General features: G+C 37.9%; 14 protein-coding genes and 4 pseudogenes. 14 read left to right on the top strand and 4 right to left on the bottom strand.

The window, feature by feature from the left end:
* The 3 genes and pseudogenes from CBG25_RS10430 to ilvD all read left to right on the top strand — a co-directional run.
* On the top strand, positions 1-281 hold a 281-nt coding region (locus tag CBG25_RS10430), incomplete at its 5' end, for a transposase family protein (RefSeq protein ID WP_290603775.1).
* 52 nt (positions 282-333) lie between these two features.
* A pseudogene (locus CBG25_RS10435) lies at positions 334-462 on the top strand (branched chain amino acid aminotransferase); the annotation flags it as partial.
* 63 nt (positions 463-525) lie between these two features.
* Positions 526-2,376 carry a dihydroxy-acid dehydratase gene (gene ilvD, locus CBG25_RS10440; protein WP_290606507.1) on the top strand — a complete coding sequence of 617 codons (1,851 nt, stop codon included), beginning with the start codon at positions 526-528 and terminating at the stop codon, positions 2,374-2,376.
* Between the two features lie 72 nt (positions 2,377-2,448).
* Here the strand turns inward: ilvD and CBG25_RS10445 are convergent, their stop codons facing one another.
* Together CBG25_RS10445 and CBG25_RS10450 are read right to left on the bottom strand one after the other, a co-directional pair.
* Positions 2,449-2,811: a hypothetical protein gene (locus CBG25_RS10445; RefSeq protein WP_290606508.1), complete on the bottom strand. Its 363-nt coding sequence runs from the start codon at positions 2,809-2,811 to the stop codon at positions 2,449-2,451.
* A gap of 65 nt (positions 2,812-2,876) precedes the next feature.
* Positions 2,877-3,152, bottom strand: a pseudogene (locus tag CBG25_RS10450) (recombinase family protein); the annotation flags it as partial.
* A 262-nt stretch (positions 3,153-3,414) separates the two neighbouring features.
* On the opposite strand from CBG25_RS10450, the pseudogene CBG25_RS10455 reads away from it, so the two are divergent.
* From CBG25_RS10455 to tatC, 10 genes and pseudogenes are all read left to right on the top strand, one after another.
* Positions 3,415-3,651: pseudogene (locus CBG25_RS10455) on the top strand (EamA family transporter); the annotation flags it as partial.
* A 159-nt stretch (positions 3,652-3,810) separates the two neighbouring features.
* Complete coding sequence (gene udp, locus CBG25_RS10460) at positions 3,811-4,569, top strand: uridine phosphorylase (protein ID WP_290606509.1); 759 nt, start codon at positions 3,811-3,813, stop codon at positions 4,567-4,569.
* 356 nt (positions 4,570-4,925) lie between these two features.
* Positions 4,926-5,484: pseudogene (locus CBG25_RS10465) on the top strand (DedA family protein).
* 117 nt (positions 5,485-5,601) lie between these two features.
* Positions 5,602-6,939 (top strand): DNA recombination protein RmuC, encoded by a 1,338-nt coding sequence (gene rmuC / locus CBG25_RS10470; protein ID WP_290606511.1) that lies wholly within the window; start codon positions 5,602-5,604, stop codon positions 6,937-6,939.
* A gap of 88 nt (positions 6,940-7,027) precedes the next feature.
* The gene (gene ubiE, locus CBG25_RS10475) at positions 7,028-7,783 is read left to right on the top strand and encodes a bifunctional demethylmenaquinone methyltransferase/2-methoxy-6-polyprenyl-1,4-benzoquinol methylase UbiE (RefSeq protein WP_290606513.1); all 756 of its coding nucleotides are present in this window, start codon (positions 7,028-7,030) and stop codon (positions 7,781-7,783) included.
* 97 nt (positions 7,784-7,880) lie between these two features.
* Positions 7,881-8,546, top strand: a complete 666-nt coding sequence (locus tag CBG25_RS10480; RefSeq protein ID WP_366212766.1) for an SCP2 sterol-binding domain-containing protein — start codon at positions 7,881-7,883, stop codon at positions 8,544-8,546.
* A complete protein-coding gene (gene ubiB / locus CBG25_RS10485) occupies positions 8,527-10,164 on the top strand; it encodes a ubiquinone biosynthesis regulatory protein kinase UbiB (RefSeq protein WP_290606516.1) in 1,638 nt (545 codons plus the stop codon). Before CBG25_RS10480 ends, ubiB begins: the two co-directional genes overlap by 20 nt.
* Positions 10,165-10,275: 111 nt before the next feature.
* Positions 10,276-10,569 carry a twin-arginine translocase TatA/TatE family subunit gene (tatA, locus tag CBG25_RS10490; RefSeq protein ID WP_290606517.1) on the top strand — a complete coding sequence of 98 codons (294 nt, stop codon included), beginning with the start codon at positions 10,276-10,278 and terminating at the stop codon, positions 10,567-10,569.
* Between the two features lie 9 nt (positions 10,570-10,578).
* Complete coding sequence (tatB, locus tag CBG25_RS10495) at positions 10,579-11,028, top strand: Sec-independent protein translocase protein TatB (RefSeq protein ID WP_290606518.1); 450 nt, start codon at positions 10,579-10,581, stop codon at positions 11,026-11,028.
* A gap of 66 nt (positions 11,029-11,094) precedes the next feature.
* Positions 11,095-11,859, top strand: a complete 765-nt coding sequence (gene tatC, locus CBG25_RS10500; protein WP_290606520.1) for a Sec-independent protein translocase subunit TatC — start codon at positions 11,095-11,097, stop codon at positions 11,857-11,859.
* A 23-nt stretch (positions 11,860-11,882) separates the two neighbouring features.
* Here the strand turns inward: tatC and rfaH are convergent, their stop codons facing one another.
* Complete coding sequence (rfaH, locus tag CBG25_RS10505; RefSeq protein ID WP_290606522.1) at positions 11,883-12,374, bottom strand: transcription/translation regulatory transformer protein RfaH; 492 nt, start codon at positions 12,372-12,374, stop codon at positions 11,883-11,885.
* Between the two features lie 143 nt (positions 12,375-12,517).
* Between rfaH and pepE the strand changes: the two genes are divergently transcribed.
* Entirely contained in the window at positions 12,518-13,237 is a 720-nt protein-coding gene (pepE, locus tag CBG25_RS10510; protein WP_290606524.1) for a dipeptidase PepE, read from the top strand.
* Positions 13,238-13,287: 50 nt separating this feature from the next.
* Here pepE and CBG25_RS10515 read toward each other — a convergent pair.
* On the bottom strand, positions 13,288-13,568 hold a 281-nt coding region (locus CBG25_RS10515; protein WP_290603775.1), incomplete at its 5' end, for a transposase family protein.

The following is a 13,568-nucleotide window of genomic DNA, read 5'->3' on the forward strand; positions in this document are numbered from 1 at the left end:
AGGTAACCATCTGGGCAGATACCGGTTTTCAAGGTATAGATAAACAGCATCCTAATACACAAATCCCAAAAAAAGGAACTCGAAAAAGACCTTTATCGCCTGAACAAAAACAAGAAAATAAAATAATCTCGGGCATCCGTATTACAGTTGAACACGCCATCGCGGGTATCAAGCGCCTCGGTTGCATGACCCAAATTTTACGGAATCGTAGACCCTTTATTGATGATACCTTCTTACTCCTTAGCGCAGGTCTTTGGAATTTCCATCTCAGAACAGCGTAAAATTTACTTCAATCACCGAAACACCCTTATTTCACTATTAAGCAACACGCTTGTTGATGGAATACAAGTCGGAGCCGGTCATTGTGGCCCAATAACCAAGCGTATCCAGCAGGCTTTTTTTGGTTTATTTGATGGTTCGACAAAAGACAAGTGGGATTGGTTAGATCCTGTCAATAGTTAGTTCAAATTAATAGATGTTTATTGGCGACTAGTTATCGTCAGTTTTTATACCAAGGGAGCAAAAATGCCAGAATATCGTTCTGCTACAACGGTCAATGGTCGTAATATGGCTGGTGCAAGAGCACTTTGGCGGGCAACAGGAATGACTGACGCTGATTTTGGTAAGCCAATTATTGCTGTTGTCAATTCATTTACTCAATTTGTCCCTGGTCATGTGCATCTGCCTGATCTTGGTCAGTTAGTGGCTAAACAAATAGAAGCCGTTGGTGGTGTGGCCAAAGAATTTAATACCATTGTTGTTGATGATGGTATTGCTATGAGCCATGGTGGTATGTTGTATTCGTTGCCCTCCCGCGAGCTTATTGCTGATTCCGTTGAATATATGGTTAATGCTCATTGTGCCGATGCGATGGTTTGTATTTCTAATTGTGACAAAATCACACCAGGAATGCTGATGGCCGCGTTGCGTTTAAATATTCCGGTTGTTTTTGTATCGGGTGGCCCAATGGAAGCAGGCAAAACCAAACTTTCTGATCAAATTATTAAACTAGATTCGGTCGATGCTATGATCAAAAGTGCAGATCCGGCTGTCAGTGATAAAGAAAGCGAACAAATTGAACGTTCAGCCTGCCCGATTTGCGGCTCATGTTCAGGCATGTTTACCGCTAATTCAATGAACTGTTTGACGGAGGTATTAGGATTATCTTTGCCTGGCAATGGTTCTTTACTGGCAACGCATCGCGATCGCAAACAGTTATTCTTGGCTGCGGGTAAACGTATTGTTGAGATCACGAAAAAATATTATGAGCAGGATGATGACAGTGTTTTACCACGCAATATTGCCAGCAAAGCTGCATTTGAAAATGCGATGACCCTCGATATTGCCATGGGTGGATCGACTAATACGGTATTACATCTATTAGCGGCAGCGCAGGAAGCTGAGGTTGATTTTACTATGGCAGACATTGATCGGTTATCACGTAAAGTACCGCATCTGTGTAAAGTAGCACCGAGCATTGCCAAATATCATATGGAAGATGTTCATCGAGCCGGTGGAGTGATCGCTATTTTAGGTGAATTAGATCGCGCGCAATTACTTAATCGTCAGGTAAAAAATATTCTTGGTTTGAACGTCACTCAAATGTTAGCGCAGTATGATGTCATATTGACGCAAGATGATGCGGTGAAACAGATGTATGCCGCAGGGCCGGCTGGTATTCGCACTACTCAAGCATTTTCACAAACATGTCGTTGGCCATCTTTAGATCTCGATCGTCAAACAGGCTGTATTCGCAATTTAGCCCATGCATATAGTCAGGATGGAGGGCTGGCGGTTTTATTTGGCAACCTGGCTGAAGATGGCTGTATTGTTAAAACCGCTGGTGTTGATCAAAATTGTCTGACGTTTCGTGGTTTGGCCAAGGTATTTGATAGTCAAGAAGAAGCGATAGCAGCAATATTGGGTGGTAAGATCGTGGCTGGTGACATAGTGGTAATTCGTTATGAAGGACCAAGAGGAGGGCCAGGCATGCAGGAAATGCTTTATCCAACTTCTTATCTAAAATCAATGGGATTAGCGAGTAGCTGTGCATTAATTACTGATGGTCGCTTTTCTGGTGGTAGCTCTGGATTATCAATTGGCCATATTTCGCCAGAAGCGGCAAGTGGCGGTTTGATTGCCTTGATTGAAGATGGCGATCTTATTGATATTGATATTCCTGCTCGCAAGATTGCCTTAAATATCGATAGGGAAATATTGCATCAACGTAAGCAATCTGAATTACAGCGTGGTGAAAAAGCATGGACGCCACGCAAGCGTGAACGTAAAGTTTCTTTTGCTCTACGCGCTTATGCTGCATTGGCAACAAGTGCAGATAAAGGCGCGGTGCGTGATAAAACGAAGCTGGGGGAATAAAATGGCGCTTTCTTCTTTGCAAAGTTCACCATCGGCAGGGGATTATTTAACCGCGGCGCTAAAAGCGCCAGTTTAAGTAATTGATTCAACACTTGTCAGATCATGCCAAAGCAAATTAACCAAACCTATGCCAGCAATAACATCATGCTTATTACCTGAATATTGATAATGAACCATCTCTATTTTTCTACTACGTGTTTTGGCAATCAATGTATCATCGGCAATTAGTACACAAGGGCTTTTTTTGTCTATAGAAGGTTCAACTAATCGCCATAGGTCTTTAGGGCGGAAACATCTACTTTTTAACCATCGGCTAACCGTGTCATGAGATAAAGGCGATGGGCTGACTTCTGATAACGCCAAACTAGAGTATCTTACACTGCTTACTTGCAAGAATATTTTATAGATATCTTTAATGCATGGATAACCGGACAAAATATGAACATCCTTATTTTTTCTTGTTTTTAAATTTATACTTCTTTTTTAGAGACTGCGAAACTCGTGAAGCTATGAAAATGAATCCCTTTGTCTTCCAGTTCAGAGATTAAACCGATTAAATGTTTGATGCTGCGGCCTAGTCTATCCAGTTTCCAAACAACCAACGTGTCGCCCGCTTTTAAGCAATTTAAAGCGCGTTTTAATCCGGGTCTCTGGTCTGTTTTTCCACTGATTTTATCCTCAAAAATCTGGTCACAATTTGCACAAACGAGCGATTTTTGCTGTAAATCGGTGTTTTGGTCATTTTTTGACACCCGCATATAGCCTATTTTTGCCATTTTAGCCCCTTCACCCTCCTCTAAAACACGAGTTTCGCACCAACAAATAAACAAGTTATTTTTAAGTTCAATTCGACATAATATATAATTCGCAAAAATTGCTAATTAACACATAAGTTATTGAAATAAATATATATTTTATATTATAAAATATCTTACGGATAAAACATTATTTTAGATATTTTTAGAACTTTATATGCCTGTGCGAAACTCGTGACGAATAAAGCAAATTTTAATCGATAACATGAGCTTTTGCGACAGCCTCTATATAACGTTATTTTATGATCTATTGGAAAGGCAGCATCTACGCTGGGGATATTTGTTGAGTGCAATGCTGGCAGTGATTGGTGCTGCTATCATTCGTTATGATCATTTGAGCGGATCTTTTTGGCTAGGTTTACTTTATGTGCAATTAGCGAATATTTCCTTTGCGATTGGCCAAGTGGGTTACAAAAGAATGATGGAAGTTTATCCTATTCCACAGCGGCAAGCCTTTTCTTAAATACGATATGATCAAGCTAGCATAAATAATTTGATCATATTTTTGTGTAAAAGCAGCTTTTCATTATTGCTTTAAATGATCCCTATCATTAAAAGGTTATCATTTTATTATTAAATTAATGGATTAAATAAATTAAAAATACAGTATGGTGTAATTATGTCTGATGTTTTTCACTTGGGATTAACTAAAAATGACTTACAAGGCGCAACGCTTGCTATTGTGCCTGGCGATCCAAATCGGGTAGAAAAAATTGCCAAATTAATGGATAACCCGGTATATCTGGCTTCGTTACGTGAATTTACCTCATGGCGTGCTGAACTTAATGGTAAGTCGATTATTATTTGTTCAACCGGTATTGGTGGCCCCTCGACTTCTATTGCCGTTGAAGAATTAGCACAATTGGGCATACGTACTTTTCTTCGTATCGGTACTACCGGTGCAATTCAAAAACATATCAATGTCGGTGATGTACTTATTACTACTGGTGCAGTACGTCTAGATGGTGCTAGCTTACATTTTGCGCCTTTAGAATATCCTGCGGTAGCTGATTTTAATTGTATCAATGCGCTTTATGATGCAGCTAAAGCAGCAGGGAGCACAACCCATGTTGGTATTACTGCGTCTTCGGATACTTTTTATCCTGGTCAGGAACGTTATGATACCTATAGTGGGCGCGTTGTCCGTCGTTTTCGTGGATCGATGGAAGAGTGGCAAAAGATGGGCGTGATTAATTATGAAATGGAGTCGGCCACTTTACTGACTATGTGTGCAAGCCAGGGATTATCAGCAGGTATGATAGCCGGCGTGATTGTTAACCGAACACAACAAGAAACACCAAATGAAAAATTATTACACCAAACAGAAGGAAATGTTTTAGGGATCGTGGTTGATGCCGCTCGCCGGTTATTGAATTAAATAAGTGCTGTAGGTTTGGCTAATTTTTTCGATAAAACGAGGATAACTAATGGTTATTTTTATGAAAATAGAGATTAATTTATTTTTTATATCTTTTTTATTTAATCGTTGTTTTTATTTGTCTTAAGTAATTCTCGTTTTATTTTTTATCGAATGTATTCAGTAATTTTTATTTTGATAAATTGACAGATAATTTTTGTTATTTGGTATTTTTTAGTAAACTAATGAATGTTAATAGCTGGATAATAGCATAGAATAAAATAACTTAAATTTAACATTCTGTAAGTTAAATTTGCCCATTATTATATTATATTTTAATCTGACAATAATTTACATTATTGGCCGCATAATAACGAATGTTTAACCGAAATAGGAATAATAAATTGACATTGTCAGAGATTATTAATGTTATTACCGAATTTGCTCGTGACCATCAAATATTAGCTGTCTTTATTGTTTTTATATTAGCGTTTGGCGAATCGTTAGCCTTCATTTCATTATTACTCCCTGCGACAGTGATTTTGCTTGGTTTAGGCGCATTAATTGGTGATAATGGGCTTCCCTTTTTACCAATATGGTTAGCTGCTGCCTGTGGTGCTTTTTTGGGTGATTGTTTATCTTATTGGTTTGGTTTTCATTATAAGAATAGCGTACGTCATATGTGGCCAATTTCCCGTCGTCCTGAAGCGCTCGATCGAGGTCATCTTTTTTTGAGTGCTGGGGAGTTTGGAGTGTTTTTATCGGCCGTTTTTTTGGTCCCTTAAGGGCAGTGATTCCCTTAGTAGCAGGCATTTGTGCTATGCCTAAACATTATTTTCACAGCTCGCTAATTTGCTTTCTGCTATGGTCTGGGCATTTGCTATTTTAGCGCCGGGGGCATTTGGTTTATCTTGGCTTGCTCAGTGGATCGGGTAAAATAGTTTTCAACCTGGTGCTATTTACTGAGCAAAATAAGCAAAATTTATTCTGGACATTTATACAGTATACCACTAAGTTACTTTATAAAATAAAGGCTATTTTAAGGAAACCAAAGTGGATATTCAGCTATTATATGCAATTATTGGCTTTCTTACCGGTACACTCTTCGGTGGTAGTTTAATCTGGCTAATTATCGCGCAAAAAATGAATAAAAAAGAGTCTGAATTGCGAGATTTTTACAGTATCCAAGCTAGCTATGAGGAGAAAATCACTCATCTTGAATATTGGAAAATTGAGTGTGAGCACCGTGACCAAGAATTAAGGTCACAAAGGGAAATTAATCGTAATCAAGAAGTTGAACTACGTGAAGTCATGACACGGCTTGAAGAGACACGGCTGGCTTTTGAAGAGAAACAGCGGTTGTTACTCAATAGTGAGCAGCGGTTAAATGTTCAATTTGAAAATTTAGCCAATCGTATTTTTGAACAAAATGAACGTCGAGCTTCTGAGCAGAACCGTCAAAGTTTAATTGCATTATTAACTCCTTTCCGCGAACAACTAGATGGTTTTCGCCGTCAGGTACATGATAGTTTTAGCCAGGAAGCGCGTGAGCGCCATACTCTAGCTCATGAAATTCGTCAGCTTCAGCAATTAAATGCAGAGATGGCAAAAGAAACGATTAATCTGACTAAAGCACTAAAAGGGGATAATAAAATTCAGGGAAATTGGGGTGAGACAATTCTCTCTCGCATATTGGAAGCTTCTGGGCTAAGGCAGGGGCATGAATTTGAAACTCAAGTCAGTATTAATACCTCCAATAGTCGTTATCAACCTGATGTGATTATTCGTCTACCGCAAGGTAAAGATGTTGTTATTGACGCCAAAATGTCATTGACAGCTTATGAGCACTATTTTAATAGCGAAGATGAGCAACAGCGGGCAACGGCATTACGAGGGCATGTTAATTCAGTACGCAATCATATAAAAGAACTTGGCCGAAAAGATTATCATCAATTAAATGGGTTAAGATCGCTGGATTATGTATTAATGTTTATTCCATTCGAACCGGCTTATTTGATTGCTTTACGCGAAGCACCTGAACTTATTGACGAAGGTTTGAGGAATAATATTTTACTCGTTTGTCCTTCAACTTTATTGGTGGCAGTTCGTACAATTAATAATTTGTGGCGTTATGAACGACAGAGTCAAAATGCACAAGTAATTGCCGAGCGTGCTGCTAGAATGTATGACAAAATGCGGTTATTTGTCGATGATATACAGGCGTTAGGTCAGAGCTTGAACAAAGCACAGGTGAATTATCAATCGGCGATCAAAAAATTAGCGGAAGGAAAAGGTAATTTGATTAGCCAGGCGGAAAGTTTAAAAGAATTAGGAATAGAAGTTAAACGCCCGATTGATATTGAATTTAGCAAACAGACTGCTAAATCATAATTAAGAAGAATCGTTAGATCGTAAATAAGATCTTACAATAAACATGATTACAATTTCGATTATTTTAATGATTAAATGAGCGCAAATTATGGTAGATCCAATTAAAGAGAGCACTGATTTTGGCTTTCGCAAAGTAGCCAAGGATGAGAAAGCGGATTTGGTTGCTGCTGTTTTTCATTCGGTGGCCGCCAAATATGATCTTATGAACGATCTGATGTCATTAGGGATCCATCGAATCTGGAAACGTTTTACGATAGAAGCCAGTGGTGCACGCCGTGGGCAACATATTTTAGATCTCGCTGGTGGCACAGGAGACTTGACCGCTAAATTTGCCAAAATAGTTGGCGAAAAAGGTGAGGTTATTCTGGCTGATATCAACGATTCTATGCTGAAAATGGGGCGCGAAAAGCTCCGCGATCGCGGTATTGTTGGTAATGTTAATTATGTTCAGGCTAATGCTGAAGAACTACCTTTTCCTGATAACTACTTCGATTGTATAAGTATTTCTTTTGGCCTGCGCAACGTTACTGATAAAGATAAAGCGCTTAAATCAATGTTTAGGGTGTTAAAACCTGGTGGTCGTTTATTAGTATTAGAATTTTCAAAACCGATTTTTTCAGCATTAACTAAAGCCTATGATGCCTACTCTTTTCATATTTTACCACGAGTTGGTCAAATGATAGTCAAAGATGCCGATAGCTATCGCTATCTGGCTGAATCTATTCGCATGCATCCGGATCAGGACACTTTAAAAGCAATGATGGAGTTAGTCGGTTTTGAACAAGTTTCTTATACCAATATGAGCGGTGGAATTGTGGCCCTACACAGAGGGTTCAAATTTTAAGATGGATACCCCGTCAACCAAAAGCTATTCAAAAATCCCGCTATTACAGAGGCTGTCGCAAAAGAGGTAGTATCATGTTTTTAATGATTTCAATATTTTGATTTTAAAGAAAAAATTAAATTATTTTTATTGTAAATACCCCTTTTGCGACAGCCTCTTACATGACGGAATTGCTTCCTTTTTACAGCTTATGTTGAATAGATTTTTTTATCAGGAAGTCGCGTTGAAATCAGCCAGAGTAAGGTTGGTTGGCAAAGTGTTGGCGATTGATTTAAAAGAATTATCTCAACCATTGATATTTATATTCTCTGAGCAACGAGTTGATGTAGTAAACCAGTGGCCAACACCGGCAGATTGCGTGATAAAAACCGCGTTAGTGACCTTGAGGCATCTTAAAGATAAACAGCAACTTTCGACTCTGATCAACGACGGTAGGGTTGTTATAGAGGGTGATATGCAAGTTGTGCAGCATTGGTCTGCATTACTAGATGCGACTGAATGGGATCCTACTCCTTATGTTGGTGATGTTGTTGCCGAAGGGGTGAATTGTTGGGTTAAAAAAGGTATAGTTGGAATAAATGGGTTGCTAAAGCAACAAAAAAAACAGTTTAAAAATGTATTGGTGGAAGAATGGCGAATGTCTCCTAATACATTGGAAGTGCTAAGTTTTGCTGATAAGGTTGAGAAGGTGGTGGCAGATATTTCAGCACTGGAACAACGTTTAGCTAAATTGGAGGAAAAATATGAGACCAGGAGAAATTAAACGTCTCTATTTTATCGTTCGAGTATTTCTAAATTATGGTTTAGATGAACTCATTCCCAAAATTAAATTTACTTTACCCTTAAGGATTGGACGCCGTTGTTTTTTTTGGTTATCAAATAAGCATAAAGACAAACCCCTTGGTGAACGTTTACGTTTAGCTCTACAAGATTTAGGCCCGGTTTGGATTAAGTTTGGTCAGATGTTATCTACTCGTCGCGATCTTTTTCCAACGATAATTTCTGATCAGTTAGCATTATTACAAGATAAAGTGGCTAGTTTTGATGGCAGATTGGCTCGCCAACATATAGAACAGTCATTAGGTGGTTCACTTGAAACCTGGTTTGATGATTTTGATGAGGTGCCCTTAGCCTCGGCATCGATTGCTCAAGTACATACTGCAAAATTAAAACAAAATAATAAACAAATTGTAATTAAGGTTATTCGCCCAGATATATTGCCGGTTATTAAAGCCGATATAGGCTTGATGTATCGCCTGGCTAATTGGCTCCCTCTTTTCCCGGATGGACGACGTTTACGTCCACGAGAAGTTGTTCGAGAGTATGAAAAAACATTAATTGATGAATTAAATTTGTTACGTGAGGCGGCGAATACTCTCCAATTAAGGCGTAATTTTGAAAATAGCTCCATGCTTTATATTCCTGAAGTCTATTCAGACTACTGTCGGGAAAATGTGATGGTTATGGAGCGTATTTATGGTATTCCAGTTTCTGATATTAACGCGTTAAAAAAACAGGGAATTAATATGAAGTTATTAGCTGAACGCGGAGTAAAAGTTTTTTTTACCCAAGTTTTTCGCGATAGCTTTTTTCATGCTGATATGCATCCTGGTAATATTTTTATTAGTCGAGAACATCCTGAAGATCCGCAATATATTGGTATTGATTGTGGTATCGTCGGTTCGCTGAATAAAGAAGATAAACGTTATTTGGCAGAAAATTTTATCGCCTTTTTTAATCGTGATTACCGTAAGGTAGCTGAATTACATGTTGATTCGGGATGGGTACCAGCAGATACTAATGTAGAAGATTTTGAATTTGCCATTCGAACCGTTTGTGAACCAATTTTTGAGAAACCGCTAGCTGAAATTTCTTTTGGTCATGTTTTATTCAATTTATTCAATACCGCCCGTCGTTTTAATATGGAGGTTCAGCCTCAGTTAGTATTACTTCAAAAGACCTTGCTCTATATTGAAGGATTGGGAAGGCAGCTTTATCCTCAACTAGATTTGTGGAAAACAGCTAAACCTTTTCTTGAAGATTGGCTACATCGACAAATGGGTTTAGCCGCGATTATTAGTGCTTTTAAGGAAAAAGCACCTTATTGGGCAGAAAAAATGCCAGAAATTCCCGATCTTATTTACGGAGCGCTTAAGCAGCATAAATATTTACAAGATAGTATCGATAAATTCACAGTACAGCAACAAGGGCGACAAGTAAAGCAAAGACAAGGCCAATATTTATTAGGAATTGGAGCAACTTGCTTGTTATGTGGTACTTTATTGCAGATTTTCGATTCAAAAATTGCTGCTATTGGGTTTATATCTTTCGGTATAATTTCATGGGCTATAGGATGGTATCGAACAGGTAAAATTGGCTAAAGTTCGTCTTTAAACACATTTATCTTAGGCTCTGCATGTTTCTTAGATAAAGTTAGTTGTATATAATATGGTTATACATAGTTGAACCTAATTTCGTAGAGGTATATATCAATGGGAACAACAATTGCTATGGCTACATTTGGTAGTCCCGGTCAGCTTCTTATTATTGCTTTACTGGTTGTTTTAATTTTTGGTACTAAGAAGTTACGCTCACTCGGCTCAGATTTGGGGGAGTCATTGAAAAACTTCAAAAAAGCGATGAGTGATGATCACAGTAAAACTGATGATAGTAACAAAGCAGAAAAACAGCATACTGATGCTGATTTTGAACTCAAAAATATTACTGAGAAAACAACAACAAGTCAGACAAAAGAAACGGCTGAAAGTAAAAAAAATAAAGAGTAGGTATAAACCGTGCTTGATATTGGTTTTAGTGAACTGTTATTGGTTATGATTATTGGCCTAGTGGTTCTTGGTCCGGAGCGTTTGCCGATAGCCGTCAAAACGGTTGCCGGTTGGATACGTGCGTTGCGCTCATTGGCTGCTAACGTTCAGCATGAACTCTCACAAGAGTTAAAATTGCAGGAATTGCAGGAATTGCAGGAAACCTTGAGGAAGGCAGAAGAAAAAGCACAATTACATACCCTTTCACCGGAACTTAAACAATCGATGGAAGAATTGAGAGAATCTACTGAGCTATTAAAGAAAAATTATCAATCATCGAACAGTCGTATCGAAGAAGAATTGGCTAAAGTAAAAGCATTTACTAGCGATCTTGATGAAAATAGCACAGCTAAAATAGATGAAGAAATACCGATAACAACCAATAAACAATCTCAGCCAGCACAGACTGATAGTTGGTAACAGCGTCAGATAGTCCTACTAAAAGTAAAAAAGCGCTCTGATCAAACTAACGGTGAAAATTAGTCTATGTCTATCGATGATCCTCAACCACTTATTAGCCATTTAATTGAATTACGTAGACGCATTCTTTATAGCTTATTTACAGTTGCAGTGGTTTTTCTAACTCTGGTCTATTTTTCCAATGATATCTATCATTTGGTTGCAGCACCCTTGATTGAACAGCTCCCCGTCGGTTCTCGCATGAGTGCGACTGATGTGGCATCAACTTTTTTTACCCCGATTAAACTGACGTTTATGGTGGCGGTATTTATTTCTATTCCAGTTATCTTATATCAGTTATGGGCTTTTATCGCTCCTGCCCTTTATAAGCATGAGCGGCGCTTGATGTTGCCTTTACTGGTCTCCAGTAGTGTACTTTTTTACCTGGGGATGCTTTTTGCCTATTTTGTTGTTTTTCCTTTAGCATTTGGTTTTTTTGTAAAAACCACACCAGAAAGTGTGAATTTCATTCCTGATATTAGTAAATATCTCAGCTTTGTTATGACACTTTTTATGGCTTTTGGTGCGGCGTTTGAAGTTCCAGTTGCCATTATTTTACTTTGTTGGACAGGCGTTACGACGCCCGATTCTTTAAAGCGTAAGCGTCCTTATATTATTGTGGGTGCTTTTATTGTTGGTATGTTTTTGACCCCACCAGATGTCTTTTCTCAGACCCTATTGGCGGTACCAATGTATTTATTATTTGAATTGGGCTTGTTGTTGTCACGATTTTATGTTGGTAAGGGCCGCAAAGCAGCAGATGATAAAAATTCGAATGAAATAATAGAATAAAACGTTATTTTTTTTAATTACAATCAATCACTTTTCTTAAATTGTTTATTATCTATTAGCTTAGCTACATTTTGATTAAGGATATTAAGAAAAATAACTGAACGATTTTCACCATTAGGCTCTGAATAAATTGCTTTTAGGCCTTCAAAAATACCTTCAGTAATGATGATAGTATCACCTGATACTGGCGTCTTTGGTGCCACAATTTCTTGTTTAGATGCGGATTTTAGTTCATTAATAATATTATCTGGTACGATCACAGGATAGAGGCCAAATCGAATAAAATGGCTAACCCCTCTAGTTGAACGTATCGTGGTGGTATGGATTTCTTCAGGATTAAATTTAACGAAAAGGTAGTTTGGAAATAATGCTTCAGTAATTGTGATGCGTTTGCCTCGCACCATTTTTTGTATTTGAGCTTCTGGCGTTAAGCAGATAACATGCTGTTTTTTTAGATTTTCTATTGCTCGCTCTATTTGCCCACGTTTACAGTAAAGAAGATACCAATTTTCCATGTTATGGCTCAAAAATAAAATTACACTTTATTATTATATCAAATTATAAATTATTAAGATATGTCGCCAGAACCAGCATGATTAATTCTTTATAATTCAATTAATATAGTTTTATATGATGATCTAATAAAAGGTAGAGATAGATGGATATTTTTCTTCTTAGCAATGGTCGATTAACTACGAATTCTCAATGGCTAAATTATGCAACATCACCTTTAAAAGAGATGTTTCAACGTCGTCAGATCAGCAAAGCAGTATTAGTCCCTTATGCTGTCTTACGCGGTGATCATAATCAACGTGCGGCTGAGCTTAGTCAATCATTAGGTATTGAAGTGGTTTCGATTGAACACTTTGAGTCGCCTGTAAAGGCGATTGAGTCAGCGGAGTGTATTTTAGTTAGTGGAGGAAATACTTGGTGGCTAAATAAGTGCCTGCATGAAAATGGATTGATCGTAGCTATTCAACGCGCTGTTTTTGAACGTAATATTCCCTATATTGGCTGGAGTGCAGGATGCAATGTTGCCACTCCTAGTATAAGAACCACCAATGATATGCCTGTAACTAATGTAGTTGTAATGCCTTCCTTGGGCCTATTTCCAATACAAATTAATCCGCACTATATTGATAGTCATATTAGTGGGCATATGGGAGAAACTCGAGATGATCGTATTGCTGAGTTTTGTGTGATCAATCCCCATGAAATTGTTATTGCCTTACGTGAAGGTAGTGGCTTACAGATTAAAGATAATGAACTGCATTATTTTAGTGGCAAAAATGAAGGATTTAAGATTTTTCAGTATAACCAACATTTTTCAGAGCAATTTGATACAAAAATATTAAAAAAATGGGTTCCTTATCAATAAGCGTGTTGCTTAATAGTGAAATAAGGGTGTTTCGGTGATTGAAGTAAATTTTACGCTGTTCTGAGATGGAAATTCCAAAGACCTGCGCTAAGGAGTAAGAAGGTATCATCAATAAAGGGTCTACGATTCCGTAAAATTTGGGTCATGCAACCGAGGCGCTTGATACCCGCGATGGCGTGTTCAACTGTAATACGGATGCCCGAGATTATTTTATTTTCTTGTTTTTGTTCAGGCGATAAAGGTCTTTTTCGAGTTCCTTTTTTTGGGATTTGTGTATTAGGATGCTGTTTATCTATACCTTGAAAACCGGTATCTGCCCAGATGGTTACCT

The organism is Arsenophonus sp. ENCA (genome assembly GCF_002287155.1).
In the GTDB taxonomy this organism is placed as follows: Bacteria; Pseudomonadota; Gammaproteobacteria; order Enterobacterales; family Enterobacteriaceae; genus Arsenophonus; species Arsenophonus nilaparvatae.